Raw genomic sequence first — 19,253 nt, forward strand, 5'->3', positions numbered from 1 at the left:
ACCGGGAGATGTCATGCTGTACGATGATGGCACGCGCCGCGCCGAGGACGGCCGACCGCTGATCCTCTGCGACCTGACGCAGAGCTGGTCCCCGACCGGCGGCGGCGGGATCAGCACCTATCTGAAGGAAAAGCGGCGCTGGGTGCTGGAAAACACCTCGCATCATCTGCTGCAGATCGTGCCGGGCCCTGAGGATCGGGTGACGATCGATGGCCGTCATATCTTTGCCGAGGTCGGCGCAGACCCGGTGCGCGGCAGCCCGAACTACCGCTTCATCCTGCGCACCAGCATCGTCCGCGAGCTGCTGGCGACCTATCGGCCCGACGTGATCGAATCGCTGTGCCCATGGGTCTTGCCGTGGACCGCAATCAACCACCGCAAGGCGTTCCCCGATACGGCGTTGGTTGCCGGCTATCGCACCGACTTCCCCAACGCGCACGTCTACCGGGTGGGGCGCGACCTGTTCGGTGATGCGATCGCGCGGGGCTTTCGCTGGCTGAGCTATGGCTATGCCGAGATCACCTATCGCGAGTTCGATCATGTCTATACGCTGGGTGAGCCGGCCCGGCGGGCGCTCGCCATGCGCGGAATCGACCGGACGAGCGTGCTGCCGCTCGGCACCGACACCGCACTGTTCTCGCCGCGGATCGGCGACCCGCATTACCGCCGGTCGTTGGGGCTAGGCGGTGATGGGCCGCTGCTGATCTACGCGGGCCGGATCGACAACGAGAAGCGTGCCGATCGGCTGGTTGCGATGTTTCGCCGCCTGCCGGCGGACTTCGGCGCGGCGATGGTCATGATCGGCGACGGCAAGCTGCGCGACGAATTGATGCGCGAGGCTGCCGACCTGCCGATCGCCTTTCCCGGCTTCGAACGGAACCGCGCCGAACTCGCCAAGGCGCTCGCCTCGTCAGACATCTACGTCTCGGCGATGGCGGACGAGACGTTCGGCATCTCGATCATCGAGGCGCAGGCGGCGGGGTTGCCGGTCGTCGGCGTCGCGTCGGGCGCGATGCCGGATCGCGTGCCGCAGGGTCTGGGCTATCTCGGCCCCGTCGATGACGTGGCGGCGATGGCGGCGAATGTGGAACGGATATGGTGCGGCGATCACCGCGCGATGTCGGTGGTCGCGCGACAGCACGTCATCGACAATTTCGGCTGGAACCGCACATTTCGCACGCTGCTGGAGGAAGTCTATCCTGCCGCGATGCGCGCGGCGCAGAGGCGGGGCGAAAGGGCTGACCGGGTGCGGGCGGGCCGACGCGAGATACGGACCATAGCGTCGAACCCGCCCTGCTGAAGCGATTGCGGCTTCAGATGGCAATAAGCAGACGGCGTGCCAGGATTCCCCAGCGCCGCTTTTGCGCGGGTGCCGACGGTTAACGGCCATCACGATCGATGCGCCGCTGTAAGAAAAGCCGACATGTCTCGTCATGCCGCAGAGGCTCAGGGCGCATGGATGGCAGCGCATTTGCACCACCATTGACTACGCGCGTAATCAATGCGACTACATACGTAGTCAAATGGGGAGCGAGTCGTGGCGGAGCGCATTAGCGAAGCGGAGCATGCGGTCATGGAGGTGCTCTGGAACGAGTCGCCGTTAACCGCGCAGGATGTGGCCGAACGCGTCGATCCCGACCGCGGATGGAGCGCCAACACCGTCAAGACGCTGCTCGGCCGGTTGCTCGCCAAGGCCGCCATCGCGCACGAGGAGGACGGGCGCCGGTATCTCTATCGCCCCGTCGTCGCGCGCGAGGATTATGTCAGCGGGGAATCACGCCGGCTGATCGATCGGCTCTTCGGCGGCAAGCTGACCCCGCTGGTCGCACATCTGGCCGAGCGCGACGAGATTTCGAACGACGACATCGTCGAGATCGAAGCGCTGCTCAAGGCGCTGAAACAATGAGCGCGCTGTCGCTCGGCTGGGCGGTCGAGGCGTTGATCGCATCGACGGTCCTGATGCTGCTGGTGCTTGCCATCCGGGCGCCGGCGCGGCGCAGCTTTGGCGCGCAGATCGCCTATGCCTTGTGGGCGCTCCCGGTGCTGCGGTTGGCGTTGCCGCCGCTTCCCGAGAACTGGCGTCATGCTGTCGCCACGCCGATCGCCGAGGTCGGTCAGCAGGTCACGATTTTGATCGTGCCCGCACAGGCCGCGACGTCGGCCGCGCCCACGATCGCCTGGGGTGCCATCCTCGCGGCATGCTGGGCCGTGGGTGCGGTCGCGTTCCTGGGCTGGCACCTGCTGTCCTACGCGCGCTTCTGTCGTCGCGTTCTCGAACGGGCGGACGCGATCGACCGCGTGGGACGCGTGACGATCCTTGCCACCGACGCGGCATCCGGACCGCTCGCCTTCGGGATCGCGCGACGGTTTGTCGCCTTCCCGCGCGACTTCACCGCCCGCTATGATGACGGCGAACGCGCGCTGGCCCTCGCGCACGAGCTCGGCCATCACCAGCGCGGCGATCTGATCGCGAACTGGGTCGCTTTGGCGGTGCTGGCGCTTCACTGGTTCAATCCGCTCGCATGGATCGCCTACCGTGCCTTTCGTGCCGACCAGGAAATGGCGAACGACGCGCGGGTGCTCGCCCATCTCGGTGGGACGGAGCGCCACGCCTATGCCTGCGCCATCGTCAAGTCGGCGCATGGCGGCGCCGTGGCCGCCGCGTGCCATCTGCACACGATCAACGATCTGAAAGGGAGACTGAAGATGCTGGGTCTACACCGTGCCTCGCGCACGCGGCTGCTCGTCGGCAGCGTTGCGGTCGGATCGATGACCGTTCTCGGGCTGGGGTTCACCGCGTCGGGTACGCAGGCGGCCGAAGCCGTGCGCGCCAAGGTCGAAACCGCGACCGGCGTCGATCTCGTCGCCGCGATGCCGCTCGCAGCGCCCGTGCCGATCACCCGCAGCGAAACCACGAGCCAGACGGTCGATGTGACCAGGCACGGCAAGCATCGCCGCGTCGTCATCGTGAAGGACGGCAAGACCCAGACCTATGACGGCGCGGAGGCGGACGCGTATCTGGCCGCCAACCCGGATCTGGTCCCGCCGACACCGCCGGTTCCTCCCGCACCACCCGCGCCGGGTGTGGCGCCGCTGCCGCCGGTCCCGCCCGCGCCACCGCGCGTGCCCGAAGCTTATGCGGACATCCCGCAAATCTCCTCACGCAATTGTTCCGGGCGCGACGGCGGGGGGAGCCGCGAAGTCGTCATCCACCGGAAGGACGGCGACAAGCGGATGATGGTCATCTGCACCAATCGGATCGAGAAGATGGCGGCCGAGAGCGCCGAGATGGCAGCGAACAGCAAGGATATGCAGCGCCATGCGCTCGAAAGCGCGCTTGCCGGGCTCACCAGCGCCCGGGCGAGCATCACCGCGAACCGCGACATGAGCGAAGCACAGCGCCGCGAGGCACTGGCGGGGATCGATACGAGCCTTGCTGAGATCCAGGCCGATATCGCACGCGGCGATTGAGCGCGAAGTAACGGGACGCCGCCGGGGCTGGCGACGCGGTAAACGTGGCTGGCCCCTTGCCTTGCGCGCAGCCAGCCGCCATTTCGCCCATATGGCCGCTACAAGCGATCCGCCGATCGGCATTCCCATCCTGCTCGAGCCGATGGTGACGCGCGTGCTCGCGCCCAATCCGTCGCCCTACACCTTCACCGGCACGCAGACGCATATCGTCGGCACGCGAGACGTGGCCGTCATCGATCCAGGGCCGGCGGACACCGCGCATGTGGACGCATTGCTTGCTGTTATCGACGGGCGACGGGTGTCGGCGATCGTCATCACCCATCATCACCGCGATCACAGCCCGGCAGCAGTCTCGCTCAAGGCCGCCACCGGCGCGCCGATCGTCGGCGCGGCGCCGTTTCACCTGAGCGACGATGGTCCGCAGGTCGATGCTGCGTTCGACCCGGATTATGTCCCCGACCTTGTGCTGGCGGAAGGCGACGCGGTCGCAGGCGAGGGGTGGACGCTGGAGGCGATCGCGACGCCGGGGCACACCTCGAATCATCTCGCCTTTGCGCTTCTCGAGACGAAGGCGGTGTTCTCCGGCGATCACGTGATGGGCTGGTCGACGAGCGTCGTTTCCCCTCCCGATGGCGACATGACGGCGTATATGGCGAGCCTGGAAAAGCTGATGAAGCGCGATGACCGCGTCTATTATCCGGGGCATGGCGAGGCGGTGGAGAAGCCGCAGCGGCTGGTGCGCGGCATGCTGGGCCACCGCAAACAGCGCGAGGGGCAGATCCTTCGGCTACTGGCCGCCGGGCCACAACCGGTCGCGGCGATGGTGGAGCGGATGTATGTCGGCATCGACGCGCGGCTGTTTCCCGCCGCTGAACGATCGGTCCTCGCGCACCTGATCGACCTCGAACGCCGCGGGCTCGCCTCGGTCGGCGACGACGCCTGGCGCGCAGCGGCATGACCGATCTCGTGCCCCCGCGCGACCGACAGGCCGTCAAGCTCGTCGTTGCGGTCGTTCTGGCCTTTGGCATCCTCGCGCTCGGGGCGATCGGCTATCGAACCTATGTGCAGCGCTACACCGTCTCGACCCGCGAGGACCTGACGGGTGAGAAGGACAGCAGCGTCGTTGCCGGCGTCGTCACCGCAACCTTGTTCAAGGCGGGAGACCTGCGTGTAAGCCGGCTGACGGGCGTGGTGCAGGGGGTCGGTCGCGACGTGCGCGGCTTCGGCATGCTGCAATCGCAGCGGGTCGTGAAATCACCGTTCGAGGTCGATTATTTCATCGATCTTTCAGGGCTTGGCGCCAGGGACTTCCACTACGATGCGAAGACGAACACCCTGCTCGTCCGCGCGCCGGGTATCCGTATCGGTCGCCCCGATATCGACGAATCGCGCACGACTCTGGACAATACGGATGGCCTGTTCGTAACCCGAGCCGCGATGGCCGCGATGCAAAAGCAGGTGGCGACGAGCGCGATGCGCGTCGCGAGCGAGGATGCGAAGAAGCCGGAGAACCTCGCGAAGGCGCGCGAAAGCGGCCGCACCGCGATTGCGCGGCTTTTCGGCGCGCCGCTGCGCGCGGCCGGCATCGAGGCGACGGTGAAGGTGCGCTTCGCCGACGATCCTGTCAGGAATGACGAGCAGTGGGATATGTCCCGATCGCTCGAGGAAGTGCTAGGAAACGCAAAATGACACAGCAGCCGACCAACCTTGCCGGGCTGGACTTGCGCGCCGAGATCGATCGCTTGCGGCGCGAGCGTAACGCGGTGATCCTCGCGCATTATTATCAGAAACCCGAAATCCAGGACCTCGCCGATTTCGTCGGCGACAGCCTTGATCTCAGCCGCAAGGCGCAGGCGACCGACGCCGATGTCATCGCCTTTTGCGGCGTGCGCTTCATGGCGGAAACGGCGAAGATCCTGTCGCCCGAAAAGATCGTCGTGCTGCCCGACATGGATGCCGGCTGCAGCCTGGAAGACAGCTGCCAGCCCGAAGAGTTCGCGGCGTTCCGCGCGAAGCATCCCGATCACATCGCGCTGACCTACATCAACTGCTCGGCTGCGGTGAAGGCACTGAGCGACATCATCGTCACTTCGTCGTCTGCCGAAAAGATCATCAGCCAATTGCCGAAGGACCAGAAGATCATCTTTGGACCCGATCGCAATCTTGGCGGCTATCTCGTTAGAAAGACGGGACGGGACATGCTGCTATGGCCGGGCGTGTGCATCGTCCACGAGGCGTTCTCGGAAACAGAGCTGCTAAAGCTCAAGGCGAAGCATCCCGGTGCGCCGATCGCCGCCCACCCGGAATGTCCGCCGCTCATCCTCGACCATGCCGACTATATCGGATCAACGAGCGGCATCCTCGCCTTTGCGAACGACTTCCCCGGCGACACGCTGATCGTCGCGACCGAGCCGCACATCATCCATCAGATGGAAAAGGCGCTGCCGGGCAAGACCTTCATCGGTGCGCCGGGCGCCGACGGCAACTGCAACTGCAACATCTGCCCGTATATGGCGCTCAACACGATGGAGAAGCTTTACGTCGCGTTGCGTGATCTGGAGCCGCGCATCGAGATCGAGGAAGGTCTGCGGCTGAAGGCTAAGACGAGCCTCGATGCGATGCTGGCGATGGCGTCGGCCACGGTCGGGCAGGGCGATCTCGGGCCGGCGAAGGTGACGGGCGACTGATCCGAACGCCGCGCTGACGCGTTATCGGTGCTCACCAAGGAGCAGATTATGGATATCATGCGCAGCGGTTCGGTCGAATCCGGAGAGGGGCCAGCGGACTATTTCACGGGCCGCGTCCGTGTCGACATGCGGTTCCAACGCGAAGACCCGGCGCGGATCGGCGGCGCGATCGTCACGTTCGAGCCGGGCGCGCGGACGGCGTGGCACACCCATCCGCTCGGCCAGACGCTGATCGTGACGGCGGGGCTGGGATTGGTGCAGCGCGATGGCGGGGCCATCGAGCAAATCCGTCCGGGCGACATCATCTGGTTCGCGCCGGACGAAAAGCACTGGCATGGTGCGACCGCGACGACAGGAATGACGCACATCGCCATCGCCGAAGCAAAGGGCGGCAAGGCGGTCGACTGGATGGAAAAGGTCAGCGACGATCAATATCGCGGGCGCTGATCGCCGCTGACCGGGCGGTCAATCGATCAGTTCGAGCGCAACCGCGGTCGCTTCACCGCCGCCGATGCACAGGCTCGCTACGCCGCGCTTCAGCCCGCGGTTCTGTAGCGCCGCGATGAGCGTCGCCATGATCCGCGCGCCCGAGGCGCCGATCGGATGGCCGAGCGCCGTTGCGCCGCCATTCACGTTCACCTTGGCGTGATCGATGCCGAGATCCCGCATCGCAATCATCGAGACGCAGGCAAAGGCTTCGTTGACCTCGAACAGATCGACATCGTCCACCGACCAGCCGGCGCGCGCGAGCACCTTCTTCACCGCATCCACCGGAGCCGTCGTGAATTTCGCGGGTTCATGGGCATGCGCTGCGGTGGCAACGATGCGCGCCAAGGGCTTCAATCCCTTGGACTTTGCGACATCCTCGCGCGCCATGACGAGCGCCGCCGCACCGTCCGAGATCGACGAGGCATTGGCGGCGGTGATCGTCCCGTCCTTCGCGAACGCGGGCTTCAGCGTCGGGATCTTGGCCGGATCGCCCTTCAACGGTTGCTCGTCGCGATCGACCGTTTCGGTGCCCTTGCGCCCGCTGATCTCGACCGGCACGATCTCCCGGTCGAACGCACCCGAGGTCTGCGCGTCCTTGGCACGGGTGAGCGACGCGATTGCATAATCGTCCTGCGCGGCGCGGGTGAATTGATACTCGCCCGCCGTTTCCTCGGCGAAACTGCCCATCGCGCGGCCGGGTTCATAGGCATCCTCGAGACCGTCGAGGAACATCGAGTCCATGATCCGGTCATGCCCGATGCGCGCGCCGCCCCGGTGCTTCTGGAGCAGATACGGCGCGTTGGTCATGCTTTCCATGCCGCCAGCGACCAGCATGTCGACGGACCCCGCCGCAAGCGCCTCAGCGCCCATGATCGCGGCCTGCATGCCGGAACCGCACATCTTGTTGACGGTCGTTGCCTCGACAGACTTCGGCAATCCCGCCTTCAGCGCCGCCTGCCGCGCCGGTGCCTGGCCGAGGCCGGCGGGCAGGACGCAGCCCATGTAAATGCGTTCGATGTCCTCACCCGACACGCCCGCGCGCTCCACCGCCGCCTTGACCGCCGTAGCGCCTAGATCGGTCGCGCTCGCGCCCGAGAGGCTGCCCTGAAACGATCCCATCGGGGTGCGGGCATAGGAAAGGATGACGACGGGGTCGGCCATGAAAAGCTCCGATTGAAAGGTTGCCGCCGATCTAGGCGCGCTGGCCTGCCTTTTCCAGCGCGGTGATGATCGCGGCGGTGAGCGCTTCTGCTTCGGACGGGCGGGCGAAACTGTGCGAGTGCCCCGCGATGCGGATGATCCGCGCGCGGTCGCGGATGGAAGCGAAGGCTGGCGTCGAGAGCGCGGTTTCGAAGGCGATTGCGGTCGCATCGCCCCTCGTCAGGATAATTGTCGTCGGGCGGTTCGCCTCGTCCAACGCGGCCGCGAAGTCGTCTGCCAAATCCTGCGCGTGAGAGGAAAGTATCGATCCCAACCCTCTGCGTAGTTTGCCGAAACTCACGCCACCCGTCAGCAGTCGGCCGACCGACTTCGGCTCGCGCAGTTTCTCGGCGTAGCGTGCGCGGATGGCGCTTGCCGGGGGCAGATCGTCATCACCCGCTTCGACAAAGGGGTTGGCGAGAATGAAGGCGTCGATGCCGATTTCCGCGCCGAACATCGCCAACGCCGTTGCGGCATCGCAAAGTCCGAACCCGACGATGCGGGTGACCTCGCTCGCCTCGCTCCGAAACGCGTTCAGCGCAGCGGCAATGTCCTCCACTGAACTGCCATAGCCGGTATTCTCCCCCGTCGAATCACCGATCCCCCGGCGATCGAAGCGGAACACGGGGAAGCCGGCTTCCGCGATCGAATCCGCGAGCATCGCCATGCCGCGGTGCGCGCCGCTGCGGATTTCATCGCCGCCCGACACGATCAGCAGCCCGGTCTGCCCCTCTGCAGTGTCGAGCGTGCCGACGAGCGTATCGTCGCCCACGGAGAAGGCGATCAGCCTTCGCATTGTTCGACCCAGCGGGTGATGTCGGTCGCGACGGCGCCGATGAGATCGCGATCCTCTTCAGGCCGCGCGCGCCGCCACAGCGCGGTGCCGGTCAACCGCATCTGCGCGGCTCGGGCATCGGTTCCTGGCCGCGCGACCCGATCCGCGGTGCGCGGCATCGCGGCCTTGAGATCGTCGATGAGCCAGCGCGAGAGGATGTTGCCGGCAAGCTCGACCGGCGGCCCCGGCGGGCGGATCGCTTCCGGGTTGAACGCCTCGTCATTCTCCTCGGCAGAAAGCTGGCGGATGCGGACGAGGTCGCGGATCAGGTCGCCGCCCGGCACTGGCGCGAAGTGATAGCGCCCCGCGGTAAGGCACTCGCCGTCGAGCAGGGTGCCCCCGCGGATCGCGAAGAGGTGCGGCTTGCCGAGCGAGGCAGCTGCCGTCGCGAGCGCCGTGCGCCATTTCGCCACCGCGCAATGCTCCGTCTTCCAGACGCTCTCGCCCTGTCCGGGAAGATCGGGAAGGACGCTCGCCACACCGCGGTGCGCCAGCTCGCGCATCAGCGCGATCGTCCAGCCGCGAAGGCGATTGGCTTCCTCGAAGAGCGCGGGCGCGATGAGGACGGTGCCCAGCATGCCGCGTTCCGGCCCGAGCCGCAGCAGCGCCTCGCGCCCGCCCGCCCAGTGATAATAATCGATGCGCGGTGCCGGTTCGGCCATGCGCGCGTCAGACCAGCGCCTTGCCGGCCGCGAATTCGGTCAGCGCGCCGAAGGTTTCGAGCATGTCGCCATCGACCTCGTCGTCCTCGATGACGATGCCGAGCCGGTCTTCGAGCTCGGTCAGCACCCCCGCCACAGCCATGGAATCAAGTTCGGGCAGGGCGCCGAACAAGGGCGTCGTGGCGTCGAACGCAGCGACACGCGCTGCATCCAGCCCAAGCACGTCGCGCAGCACCGCCCGCACCGTCGTGTCGATCTGTCCCATACCCTCCGGGATCACGCGCAACGCCCCTCCACCCAACTTCTGATCTCGCCCTATAAGCGGGGGATGAAATCCGCAACGGCTTGGCGCTATGGAAAGCGGGTGGAAGCCATACCTGTCCCGAAACCGATCGACCACGTGGCCGAAGGCGCGAGCGATGCGCCGGCGCTGATCCTGCGCGATCGGACGCTGACCTACGCTGATCTGGAAGACGCCGTCGCGCGCATGGCCGGCTGGCTTGCGGCGCGCGCCTTGCCTGAGGGAGCAAGGGTAGCGACGTGGCTGCCGAAGACGCTGGAAGCGTGCGTCATGCCGCTCGCCGCACCACGGGCGGGGCTGGTGCACGTTCCGATCAATCCGCTGCTGAAGCGTGTGCAAGTGGCCCATATCCTGCGCGACAGCGGCGCGTCGCTGCTGCTGACCCAGCCGGCGCGGGCGGCGACGCTCGAGTCTGGCGACGTTCTTCCGGGCGTCCCGGTTGCGATCGAGGCCGGGATGGGGGGTGCGATTTCACGATCCCAGGCGGATACGGATACGCTGGCGGCGATCCTCTACACCTCCGGATCGACCGGGCAGCCCAAGGGGGTGATGCTGAGCCACACCAACCTCTGGCTGGGTGCGAAATCCGTCGCGCAATATCTTGAACTCACAACTCAAGACCGCGTGCTCGGCGTCCTCCCGCTCAGCTTCGACTATGGGCAGAACCAGCTTTTTTCCACATGGGCGGCGGGCGGTGCGGTCGCGCCGATCGACTATCTGACCGCGCGTGATGTGGTGAAGGCGGTCGAGCGGGTGGGCGCTACGACGCTCGCGGGGGTGCCGCCGCTCTGGACCCAATTGCTGGAAGCGGACTGGCCTGCCGAAACCGCTGCGCGGCTGCGCCGGCTGACGAATTCGGGCGGTGCGCTGACGGTGCGGATGGTTCGCGACCTGCGCGCGCGCTTCCCGCAAGCCGATCTCTATCCGATGTATGGTCTGACCGAGGCGTTTCGTTCGACCTATCTGCCGCCCGCGCTCGTCGATGCGCGCCCGGATTCGATCGGGCGAGCGATCCCGTTTGCCGAGATCTTGGTCGTGCGCGCCGACGGATTACGTGCGGCGGCGGGAGAGCCGGGAGAATTGGTTCATGCGGGGCCGCTCGTCGCGCAAGGCTATTGGCAGGATGCGGAGCGCACCGCGAAGCGCTTTCGTCCGGCACCAGCGTTCTCGGCCCTTGGCGGCACCGCCGTATGGTCCGGCGACACGGTCGTGGCCGACGCGCAAGGGCTGCTGCGCTTCGTCGGGCGCGACGACGAGATGATCAAGAGCGCGGGTAACCGGATCAGCCCGACCGAGATCGAGGATGCAGTGACCGCGGGCGACGAGGCGCGCGAAGCGGTCGCGACCGGAGTTCCGGATACTCGACTGGGACAGGCGATCGTCGTGACGCTCGCGGGGGATGCCGCGAGCGAGCCGGGCTTGCGGTCGCGGCTCCAGCGCATCCTGCCCAACTTCATGCAGCCTGCGCGCTATCGCTGGGTGGACGCGTTGCCGCGCAATGCGAACGGCAAGATCGACCGCGCCGCGATAAATGCGGCGGTTCTGGAGCAGATGACGTCATGAAACCGATGGGGCCGCTGCCGCCGGAATTTGCCGCCCAGACGGGCGTGTTGCGCGTTGGAGGGCGCGACCTCGAGGCACTGGTCGCAGAGGCGGGGACGACGCCGTTCTTCTTTTATGACCTGGGCATCGCTGCGGCGCGCGTCGCGCGGTTTCGCGCGGCATTTCCGGGGATCGACCTGCACTATGCGATGAAGGCGAACCCACACCCGGCCGTCGTCGCGGGTATGGCGACCATGGTCGATGGGCTGGATGTCGCGTCCGGGGGCGAGATGGACCTCGCGCTACGATCGAAGCCGGCGGGCGCGATCAGCTTTGCCGGACCGGGGAAGCGCGACGCGGAGCTCGGTGCCGCGATTGCCGCGGGCGTGACGCTCAATGTGGAGTCGGAAGGCGAAACCGAACGCGCGCTTGCCATCGCGGCGCGGATCGGCGTGGCGCCGCTGCTTGCGGTGCGCGTGAACCCCGACATGGAATTGCGCGGATCGGGTATGAAGATGGGCGGGCGGCCGTCGCCCTTCGGCGTCGATGAGGCGCGCGTGCCCGCGCTCGTCCGAAGCATCATCGATGCTGGCGCCGACTGGCGGGGGCTACACGTCTATGCCGGCTCGCAGGCGTTGGACGCGCAAGCGATCGTGGACACGCAGGCCGAGACGCTGGCGCTTGCCGGTCGCATTGCACAGGCGGTCGGCGTTACGCCGCGCCTCGTTAATCTGGGTGGCGGCTTCGGCATTCCCTACTTTGCAGGCGACACGCCGCCCGACATAGAGCGCGTTGGGAGAAGCCTTCGGGAAGCTACTGATAATGCCGCACATTCCCTCACTGGCACACGCTTTGCCATCGAATTGGGGCGGTGGCTGGTCGCCGAGGCAGGGGTCTATCTGACGCGTGTCGTCGATCGTAAGGAAAGCCGCGGCGAAACCTTTCTCGTCGTCGATGGCGGCCTGCATCACCAGCTTGCGGCGAGCGGTAATTTCGGCACCGTCGTGCGTCGCAACTATCCGGTCGCGGTCGCGCACCGGATGGGCGAGCCGGCGAGCGAAACGGTCTCGGTCGTCGGATGCCTTTGCACCCCGCTCGATCGCCTGGCCGACCGCGTGGCGCTGCCACGGGCCGATGCGGGTGACGTCATCGTGATCTTCCTTGCGGGAGCTTACGGCGCGACCGCGAGCCCGATGGCCTTTCTCGGCCACCCGCCAGCGGCCGAGATCGTTCTGCCGCCGTCCTAAACGCTATCTTCACCTCTTTGCCCGATAGCCGGCGCTGAAATTGCGCGGGTTTCGGGCGTCGAAAGGCGTCCAATCCGACTCGCGCCGATGGAGGTCGGTTGATGCGTTTTCGGCACGGTTCCAGGGGTCTGATCGCGGCCGCGCTCGCCTCTTCGGCGCTGATGGGATGTGCGGGGAGCGGCGGCGATCGCCCCGCGCTGCCCCCCGCCGATTTCGTCGGCACCAAGGAGCAGCCGGGCGAGCAGTACAAGATCGGCCCGCTCGATCAGCTCAACATCTTCGTGTGGCGCAACCCGGAACTGTCGGCGAAGGTTCAGGTGCGCCCCGATGGCCGGATCACGACCCCGCTGGTCAACGACATGCCGGCGACGGGCAAGACGCCCGCGCAGCTTAGCGAAGACATGCGCCTGGCGCTCGCCGAATATATCAAGGACCCGATCGTCTCCGTCATCGTAGAGAATTTCTCGGGCACCTACAGCCAGCAGGTGCGTATCGTCGGCGCGACCGAGAAGCCGGCTTCGCTGCCCTACCGCGCCAACATGACGCTGCTCGACGCGATGATCGCGGTGGGTGGGCTGAACCAGTATGCCGCGGGCAACAAGGCGCGGCTCGTTCGCTATGATCCGAAGACGGGCACGCAGAAGGAATATGACCTCAAGATTTCCAAGCTGCTCAAGGACGGCGACGCCAGCGCGAACGTGAAGCTGGAGCCGGGCGACGTCATCATCATCCCCGAAAGCATGTTCTGAGCATGGGCGGGATGTACGACGAATCGCGGATCGCCCTCCACGCGGTCTGGACACGCCGCTGGTTGGGGCTGGCGGTGGCATGGGGCGTGTGCGTGCTCGGCTGGCTCGTCGTCTCGCAGATGCCGAGCAAGTATGAGTCGCGCGCCCGCGTTCAGGTGCAACTCCGCTCGATGCTGCCGCCGGGGGTTGCCGGGCAGAATCCCGGCGACGACGTCGATACGATCCGCCAGACGATGACCTCGGCGGTGAACCTCGAAAAGGTTGTGCGCGGGACCGATCTGGCCACGACCGCGTCGAGCGACCGCGAGATCGCAGATCGGGTGTCCGGTTTGCAGCAGAACATCAAGGTCGTCGCACAGCAGAACAACCTGTTCGAGATCACGACGACCAGCGGATCGCCCAAGCTCGCGCGCGACATCACTCAGAAGCTGATCGACATCTTCGTCGAGCAGAACCTGTCCGACGACCGCAGCGAGAACAGCCAGACGCTCGCCTTTCTCGACCAGCAGCTCGCCCAGCGGCAGAAGCAGCTGCAGGATGCCGAGGCGAAGCGCGCCGATTTCCAGAACCGCTATCTCGGCTCGCTTCCCGGCACCGGCTCGGTCGCCGACCGGATGGGGGCGTCGCGTACCCAAATGGCACAGGTCGACAGCGACTTGGCGGCTGCGCAGTCGGCGCTCGCCGCGGTATCGGGGCAAATGGCCGGAACGCCCAGGACGATCGCAGGCGCGGGCATCGCACCAGGCGTTGGCCCGGCGCGCGCGCGCGTCCTCGCCATTCAGGGTCAGCTCGCCGATGCGCGGTCGCGCGGCTATACCGATGCGCATCCCGATGTGATCGCGCTGAAGGCGCAGCTTGCCGCCGCCAATGCCGCCGCGCGGGGTGAACCGGCGGGCGCCGATGCTGGCGGCACACCGAACCCGACCTATCTTTCGCTCCAGTCGATCCAGGCCGATCGTCAGGCGGCGGTCGCATCGCTGATGGCGCGCAAGCGGCAGTTGCAGGGCGATCTGGACCAGCTCACCGCCAAGCTCTCCGACGACCCGACGGTCGCCGCCGAGCAGGGGCAGATCGATCGCAGCTATCAGGTACTGAAGGACCAGTACGACCAGCTCCTCGCCCAGCGCGAGCAGACGAGCCTGCGCGGACAGGCGGCGACGCAGACCGATTCGGTGAAGTTCAGCGTCATCGATCCGCCGACGTCCCCGCGCACGCCCACCGCGCCCAACCGGCCGCTTCTGCTGACCGGGGTGCTTTTTGCGGGGCTCGCGGCGGGCATCGGCGCGGCGTTCGCGATGTCGAAGCTGCAGACGACGTTTCCGACCGCGGACCGGCTGGAAAAGGCATCGGGCATGCCGGTCATCGGCCAGATCGGCGAGATGCTGACCCAGGCGCAGGATACCGAACGGCGCCAACGCTTCAAATATTTCGCCGGGGCCGCGGCGGCGCTGGTGGCGAGCTGGGTGCTGTTGCTCGGTGTCGAGATGCTGCAGCGGGGGATGGCCGCATGACGAACGCTGCCCGCCAATCCTCGCTGATCGAACGCGCGGCCGAGGTCTATGATTTCGGCAAGCATTTGCGCGGAACCACCGATAGCGGATATGCCGCCAATCCTCCCCTTCAAGGGGAGGGGGACCATGCGCAGCATGGTGGAGGGGTATCCCCCGATCGAAAGAGCGATACCCCTTCGTCAGGCGCTGACACGCCTGCCACCTCCCCTTCCAGGGGAGGATTTGGGATCGACGATCCCGCCATGCCCGAATGGTTTGCCGCACCCGTTGGGGTCGCGGCGATCGACCGGGCGATGCTGGCGCAAAAGGGGATGCTCGTCCCCGGTGCACCGATCGGGGCGCTGGCCGAGGAGTTTCGGCTGGTGAAGCGCCAGCTGCTGCTGACCGCGAAGACCGTTGCATCGGGGCCGCTCGGCGACCGCGCGCGCACGATCCTCGTCGGCTCGGGCAAGCCCGGCGACGGCAAGACCTTCTGCGCGATCAACCTCGCGCTGTCGCTCGCGGCGGAGCGGGACACCAACGTGCTGCTGGTCGATGGCGACTTCGCGAAGCCCGATGTCATGAAGACGCTGGGGCAGGACGATTCCACCGGGTTCCTGGACGCGCTGGGCGACGATGGGCTCGATCCCGAGAGCTGCGTCGTCGCGACCGACGTGCCGCATCTGTCGCTGATGCCGTCCGGCAAGCGCACCAATCACGATACCGAACTGCTCGCGAGTGCACGCACGGGGGCGGTGATCGACCGTTTGCTGGCGGCCGATCCGCGACGGATCATCATCTTCGATACCCCGCCGGCGCTCGCGGCGTCGCCCGCGTCGGTGATGGCGTTGCAGGTGGGGCAGGTGATGCTCGTCGTCCGCGCCGACCGGACGACCGAGGGCGATGTGGCGAAGGCGGTCGGGCTGCTCGATCGGTGCGAGCATATCTCGCTGGTGCTGAACGCGGTGTCCTACGCGCCCGGCGATGGCCGGTTCGGCAGCTATTACGGGCAGGAGAGGTAATGTGATCCGGCTTTCGACCGCGCTGTTCTGCGCCGCCGCGGCACTGACGGCGACGCCCGTCGCTGCGCAGGATGCGGGTGCCGCTGGCGCGCGCGATGGCCGTGCGGTCTATGTTTCGCCTTACGTTGAACTGAGCCAGACCTTGCTCGCCGATCTCAGCAACGACGATACGCTGACCTATACCCAGCTGGCTGCGGGTGTGGACGCCGGCGTCGCGACGCGGCGGGCGCAGGGTCAGGTGAGCTATCGCTATGAACGCCGCTTCGCCTGGAACGACAATCTGTCCGACGACAGCATTCACTCCGGACTGCTGCGCGGCGCGTATCGGCTGACGCGCGACCTGACGATCGAGGGCGGAGCGCTCGCGACCCGTGCGCGCTCCGACATTCGCGGTGCGGCGCCGGGAACGTTCGGCGGCGACCTGCCCAACGTCACCCAGGTCTACTCCGCCTATATCGGCCCGACGCTGTCGACGCGGGCCGGCCCGGTCGAGATCGGCGCGGCGTATCGCTTCGGCTATACCAAGGTGGAGGTGCCGAACGTGCCCGGGCTTGCTCCCGGCCTGCCACGGCTCGATTATTACGACGATTCGACGGGCCATGTCGCACAGGTGAGCGCGGGCGTGGCGGCGGGCAGCGTTTTGCCGGTCGGCGTCACGCTGAGTGCCGCCTGGGACCGCGAGGATGCGAGCCAGCTCGACCAGCGGTATGAAGGCAAATATGTCCGCGGCGACGTGCTTTATCCGGTGTCGCGCACGCTCGCGGTGCGCGGCGGCGTCGGCTACGAGAAGATCGAGGCGAGCCAGCGCGACGCGCTTGTCGATGCGACGGGCACGCCGGTCACCGATGGCAATGGCCGCTTCATCACCGATCCCACCTCTCCCCGCCGCATCGCCTACAATACCGACGGGCTGATCTATGACGCGGGCGTCGTCTGGCGCCCGAACCGCCGTTTCGAGCTCCAGGCCAATGCCGGCTATCGCTATGGCGGCGAAATCTATACCGGTTCGCTGACCTATCAGATGACACGCGACATGGGGTTGCAGGTCGTCGTGTATGACGGGATCGAGACGTTCGGTCGCCAGCTTCGCGACGGCCTTCGCTCACTGCCGACCAGCTTCATGACCGGGCTCAATCCCTTCGGCGGCCAGTTCGGTGGCTGCGTTTTCGGGGCCAATCCCGGCGCGGCGGCTTCGTCGGGCGGCGGCGCAGGCGGCTGCCTGAACGACGCGTTCCAGTCGATCTCCACGTCCAGCTATCGTGCCCGCGGCGTCGATGCGGTTTGGGCGGTGACACGCGGGCCGCAGAGCTTCGGGGTCGGCGCTGGCTATACCAACCGCCGCCTCTACGCGCCGCGCGCCGCGCCGGGGCTGACCGTGTTCGGGGTGGAGGACGAAGGCTATTACGGCCAGGTCTTCTACGCGCGCCAGCTCGACCGCGTGTCGTCGTTCGACACCAACGTCTACGTCAATTATTTCGAAAGCGGGCTTGCCGGCTATAACGGCAACGGGACGCTGGGCGCGGGCGCAAACGCGGCCTATTCGCGCAGCTTCGGCCGGCTGGGCACGATTGCCGCGCTCGGGCTCTATTCCTACGATCAGCAGGGCTTTGACAGCGACCTGTCGCTCCAGGCACTGCTCGGCGCGCGCTATCAGTTCTGAGGGCAAGGCGGATATGTACGACACTCATTTCGGCCTGACGGATCGCCCGTTCCAGCTGACGCCCGATGCGCGTTTCTGGTTCGACACCGCGACCCACAGGAAGGCGATGGCCTATCTCGGCTACGGCCTGGCGCAGGGTGAGGGCTTCATCGTCATCACCGGCGATATCGGTGCGGGCAAGACCACACTTGTCGGGCATCTGATGGGCGCGATCGACACCGCGTCGCTGCATCCGATCCAGATCGTCTCGACCGCGGTCGAGGCGGAGGACCTGCTCCGGGTGGTCGCAGCGGGGCTGAAGCTGGAGGCGGCGGGCAGGACCAAGGCCGACCTGCTGGCGATGATCGAGCGCGGGCTTCATGCCATCGCGCGGTCGGGCCGACGCACGCTGCTGATCGTCGACGAGGCGCAGGCGCTGCCGGTGTCGGCGCTGGAGGAGCTGCGCATGCTCTCCAACTTCCAGGCCGGCGGGCATGCGATGCTCCAGATCTTCCTGCTCGGTCAGCCGGAGTTTCGCGATCGGCTCTACGGCACCGATGCGCTGGAGCAGCTGCGCCAGCGAGTCATCGCGGTTCATCATCTCGACCCGATGGGTGTCGACGAGGTCGCGAGCTATATCGGGCACCGCCTGAGCGTCGCCGGATGGCAGGGGCGGCCGGATTTCGCGGAGGATGCCTTTCCTCTGCTCCACCGCTCGTCGGACGGCGTGCCGCGGCGGCTCAACCAGCTGATGGGGCGTGTGCTGCTCCATGCGGCGATCACAGGAGCTGACGTGATCGACGGCGCGCTTGTGTCCACCGTGGTGGCCGATGCGCAGTCCGAGACGCCGGCGGTCAAGCCGGTCGCCACGGTCGTGCCGGTCACTGCATCTATTCCTGCTGTGACCTTCGATCTGTCGCCCATCGAGACGCGCGTCGCGCAGCTCGAGGCGCGGATCGAGGAGCAGGACGCGGCACTCCGCCGCGTGCTGAGGCTGCTGGTGGACTGGGTCGAAGCAAGCGAAACCTACCATCAGCCGGAGGCGGTGCGCGGCGCCGCTGCGTGATATGAAAAGGCCCGTTCTCAACGGCCTGTCGGTCGACGTGGAGGAATGGTTTCAGGTCGGCGCGTTCGAACGCACGATCGATCGCGCCGATTGGGACGGCATCGCCACCCGGGTCGAATATAACACCGGCAAGGTCCTCGATCTCTTCGGCGAGAGCGGGGTCAAGGCGACGTTCTTTACGCTCGGCTGGGTCGCCCACCGTTACCCTGCATTGATCCGCCGGATCGTCGCGGAGGGTCACGAAATCGCGAGCCACGGCTGGGACCACGCGCGCGTCTTCACGATGGACGCCGAAACCTTCCGCGCCGATCTGGCAAAAACGCGCGCCGCGCTGGAGGATGCGAGCGGCGCGCGCGTGACCGGCTACCGCGCGCCCAGCTTCTCGATCGACGCGCGCACACCCTGGGCACACCGCGTGCTTGCCGAGGAAGGCTATACCTATTCGTCGAGCGTCGCGCCGATCCGGCACGACCATTATGGCTGGCGGGACTCGCCGCGCTATGCATGGCGTCCGGTCGAAGGGGCGGAGTTGATCGAGTTGCCGGTGACCGTGGCGGAGATCGCCGGGCGGCGGCTGGCGACGGGGGGCGGGTTCTTCCGGCTGCTCCCCGCGGCGCTCACCGATTATGCGGTGCGGCAGGTCAACGCTGACGGCGGGCGACCGGCGATCTTTTATTTTCATCCGTGGGAGGTCGATCCCGATCAGCCGCGTGTCGGTGCCGCGCCGCTGCGATCGAGGGTGCGCCATTATTCGCGGCTCGGCGCGATGGCGGGGAAGCTGCGCGGACTTGCGGCGCGCCATCATTGGGGGCGGATCGACGCGGTCGCCGCGATCGAGGCGGCGCGCGTGTGA

General features: G+C 66.9%; 19 protein-coding genes. 15 read left to right on the forward strand and 4 right to left on the reverse strand.

The genetic code is table 11. The features are described from left to right. The first annotated feature begins 13 nt into the window (after positions 1–13). From BOS5A_RS06265 to BOS5A_RS06295, 7 genes are all read left to right on the forward strand, one after another. Positions 14–1,300: a glycosyltransferase gene (locus BOS5A_RS06265; protein ID WP_151954292.1), complete on the forward strand. Its 1,287-nt coding sequence runs from the start codon at positions 14–16 to the stop codon at positions 1,298–1,300. Between the two features lie 237 nt (positions 1,301–1,537). After that, on the forward strand, positions 1,538–1,906 hold the full coding sequence (locus BOS5A_RS06270) for a BlaI/MecI/CopY family transcriptional regulator (RefSeq protein ID WP_151954293.1): 369 nt from the start codon (positions 1,538–1,540) through the stop codon (positions 1,904–1,906). Further along, the gene (locus BOS5A_RS06275; protein WP_151954294.1) at positions 1,903–3,471 is read left to right on the forward strand and encodes a M56 family metallopeptidase; all 1,569 of its coding nucleotides are present in this window, start codon (positions 1,903–1,905) and stop codon (positions 3,469–3,471) included. Before BOS5A_RS06270 ends, BOS5A_RS06275 begins: the two co-directional genes overlap by 4 nt. A gap of 91 nt (positions 3,472–3,562) precedes the next feature. Next, entirely contained in the window at positions 3,563–4,429 is an 867-nt protein-coding gene (locus BOS5A_RS06280) for an MBL fold metallo-hydrolase (protein ID WP_151954295.1), read from the forward strand. Continuing rightward, positions 4,426–5,160, forward strand: a complete 735-nt coding sequence (locus tag BOS5A_RS06285) for a DUF4230 domain-containing protein (protein ID WP_151954296.1) — start codon at positions 4,426–4,428, stop codon at positions 5,158–5,160. The genes BOS5A_RS06280 and BOS5A_RS06285 overlap by 4 nt, the downstream gene beginning before the upstream one ends. Further along, positions 5,157–6,158, forward strand: coding sequence for a quinolinate synthase NadA (gene nadA / locus BOS5A_RS06290; protein WP_151954297.1), 1,002 nt, complete (start codon positions 5,157–5,159; stop codon positions 6,156–6,158). Before BOS5A_RS06285 ends, nadA begins: the two co-directional genes overlap by 4 nt. A gap of 48 nt (positions 6,159–6,206) precedes the next feature. Next, positions 6,207–6,605, forward strand: coding sequence for a (R)-mandelonitrile lyase (locus BOS5A_RS06295; protein ID WP_151954298.1), 399 nt, complete (start codon positions 6,207–6,209; stop codon positions 6,603–6,605). 18 nt (positions 6,606–6,623) lie between these two features. On the opposite strand, the gene BOS5A_RS06300 is transcribed toward BOS5A_RS06295, so the two are convergent. Genes BOS5A_RS06300 through BOS5A_RS06315 form a run of 4 tightly spaced genes read right to left on the reverse strand, consistent with a single transcriptional unit; the run spans position 6,624 to position 9,609 of the window. Beyond that, complete coding sequence (locus BOS5A_RS06300; protein WP_151954299.1) at positions 6,624–7,808, reverse strand: thiolase family protein; 1,185 nt, start codon at positions 7,806–7,808, stop codon at positions 6,624–6,626. A gap of 31 nt (positions 7,809–7,839) precedes the next feature. Continuing rightward, entirely contained in the window at positions 7,840–8,643 is an 804-nt protein-coding gene (locus tag BOS5A_RS06305; protein WP_151954300.1) for a hydrolase 1, exosortase A system-associated, read from the reverse strand. Next, positions 8,631–9,344, reverse strand: coding sequence for a hypothetical protein (locus tag BOS5A_RS06310; protein WP_151954301.1), 714 nt, complete (start codon positions 9,342–9,344; stop codon positions 8,631–8,633). The genes BOS5A_RS06305 and BOS5A_RS06310 overlap by 13 nt, the downstream gene beginning before the upstream one ends. 7 nt (positions 9,345–9,351) lie before the next feature. After that, complete coding sequence (locus BOS5A_RS06315; RefSeq protein ID WP_199857233.1) at positions 9,352–9,609, reverse strand: acyl carrier protein; 258 nt, start codon at positions 9,607–9,609, stop codon at positions 9,352–9,354. A 63-nt stretch (positions 9,610–9,672) separates the two neighbouring features. Between BOS5A_RS06315 and BOS5A_RS06320 the strand changes: the two genes are divergently transcribed. The 8 genes from BOS5A_RS06320 to BOS5A_RS06355 all read left to right on the forward strand — a co-directional run bounded on the left by BOS5A_RS06320 (position 9,673) and on the right by BOS5A_RS06355 (position 19,253). Next, positions 9,673–11,208, forward strand: coding sequence for an AMP-binding protein (locus tag BOS5A_RS06320; protein WP_199857234.1), 1,536 nt, complete (start codon positions 9,673–9,675; stop codon positions 11,206–11,208). Then, entirely contained in the window at positions 11,205–12,434 is a 1,230-nt protein-coding gene (locus tag BOS5A_RS06325) for a pyridoxal-dependent decarboxylase, exosortase A system-associated (protein WP_151954303.1), read from the forward strand. Before BOS5A_RS06320 ends, BOS5A_RS06325 begins: the two co-directional genes overlap by 4 nt. A 101-nt stretch (positions 12,435–12,535) precedes the next feature. Continuing rightward, entirely contained in the window at positions 12,536–13,183 is a 648-nt protein-coding gene (locus BOS5A_RS06330; RefSeq protein ID WP_151954304.1) for an XrtA/PEP-CTERM system exopolysaccharide export protein, read from the forward strand. 2 nt (positions 13,184–13,185) lie between these two features. After that, a complete protein-coding gene (locus BOS5A_RS06335) occupies positions 13,186–14,694 on the forward strand; it encodes an XrtA system polysaccharide chain length determinant (protein WP_151954305.1) in 1,509 nt (502 codons plus the stop codon). Further along, a complete protein-coding gene (locus tag BOS5A_RS06340) occupies positions 14,691–15,695 on the forward strand; it encodes an AAA family ATPase (protein ID WP_151954306.1) in 1,005 nt (334 codons plus the stop codon). The genes BOS5A_RS06335 and BOS5A_RS06340 overlap by 4 nt, the downstream gene beginning before the upstream one ends. A gap of 1 nt (position 15,696) precedes the next feature. Beyond that, positions 15,697–17,355 (forward strand): hypothetical protein, encoded by a 1,659-nt coding sequence (locus BOS5A_RS06345; protein WP_234419225.1) that lies wholly within the window; start codon positions 15,697–15,699, stop codon positions 17,353–17,355. Positions 17,356–17,368: 13 nt separating this feature from the next. Further along, positions 17,369–18,400 (forward strand): ExeA family protein, encoded by a 1,032-nt coding sequence (locus BOS5A_RS06350; RefSeq protein ID WP_151954307.1) that lies wholly within the window; start codon positions 17,369–17,371, stop codon positions 18,398–18,400. Between the two features lies 1 nt (position 18,401). After that, a complete protein-coding gene (locus tag BOS5A_RS06355) occupies positions 18,402–19,253 on the forward strand; it encodes an XrtA system polysaccharide deacetylase (protein WP_151954308.1) in 852 nt (283 codons plus the stop codon).

This window comes from Sphingomonas sp. EC-HK361 (genome assembly GCF_902498785.1).
Taxonomy (GTDB): domain Bacteria; phylum Pseudomonadota; class Alphaproteobacteria; order Sphingomonadales; family Sphingomonadaceae; genus Sphingomonas.

Bases quoted from the DNA above. Each gene is read 5' to 3' on its own strand.
- BOS5A_RS06340 (WP_151954306.1), top strand. From the start codon at position 14,691: ATGACGAACGCTGCCCGCCAATCCTCGCTGATCGAACGCGCGGCCGAG.
- BOS5A_RS06285 (WP_151954296.1), top strand. From the start codon at position 4,426: ATGACCGATCTCGTGCCCCCGCGCGACCGACAGGCCGTCAAGCTCGTC.
- nadA (WP_151954297.1), top strand. From the start codon at position 5,157: ATGACACAGCAGCCGACCAACCTTGCCGGGCTGGACTTGCGCGCCGAG.
- BOS5A_RS06295 (WP_151954298.1), top strand. From the start codon at position 6,207: ATGGATATCATGCGCAGCGGTTCGGTCGAATCCGGAGAGGGGCCAGCG.
- BOS5A_RS06310 (WP_151954301.1), bottom strand. From the start codon at position 9,344: ATGGCCGAACCGGCACCGCGCATCGATTATTATCACTGGGCGGGCGGG.
- BOS5A_RS06350 (WP_151954307.1), top strand. From the start codon at position 17,369: ATGTACGACACTCATTTCGGCCTGACGGATCGCCCGTTCCAGCTGACG.
- BOS5A_RS06305 (WP_151954300.1), bottom strand. From the start codon at position 8,643: ATGCGAAGGCTGATCGCCTTCTCCGTGGGCGACGATACGCTCGTCGGC.
- BOS5A_RS06330 (WP_151954304.1), top strand. From the start codon at position 12,536: ATGCGTTTTCGGCACGGTTCCAGGGGTCTGATCGCGGCCGCGCTCGCC.
- BOS5A_RS06275 (WP_151954294.1), top strand. From the start codon at position 1,903: ATGAGCGCGCTGTCGCTCGGCTGGGCGGTCGAGGCGTTGATCGCATCG.
- BOS5A_RS06300 (WP_151954299.1), bottom strand. From the start codon at position 7,808: ATGGCCGACCCCGTCGTCATCCTTTCCTATGCCCGCACCCCGATGGGA.
- BOS5A_RS06355 (WP_151954308.1), top strand. From the start codon at position 18,402: ATGAAAAGGCCCGTTCTCAACGGCCTGTCGGTCGACGTGGAGGAATGG.
- BOS5A_RS06325 (WP_151954303.1), top strand. From the start codon at position 11,205: ATGAAACCGATGGGGCCGCTGCCGCCGGAATTTGCCGCCCAGACGGGC.
- BOS5A_RS06335 (WP_151954305.1), top strand. From the start codon at position 13,186: ATGGGCGGGATGTACGACGAATCGCGGATCGCCCTCCACGCGGTCTGG.
- BOS5A_RS06280 (WP_151954295.1), top strand. From the start codon at position 3,563: ATGGCCGCTACAAGCGATCCGCCGATCGGCATTCCCATCCTGCTCGAG.
- BOS5A_RS06265 (WP_151954292.1), top strand. From the start codon at position 14: ATGCTGTACGATGATGGCACGCGCCGCGCCGAGGACGGCCGACCGCTG.
- BOS5A_RS06320 (WP_199857234.1), top strand. From the start codon at position 9,673: ATGAAATCCGCAACGGCTTGGCGCTATGGAAAGCGGGTGGAAGCCATA.
- BOS5A_RS06315 (WP_199857233.1), bottom strand. From the start codon at position 9,609: ATGGGACAGATCGACACGACGGTGCGGGCGGTGCTGCGCGACGTGCTT.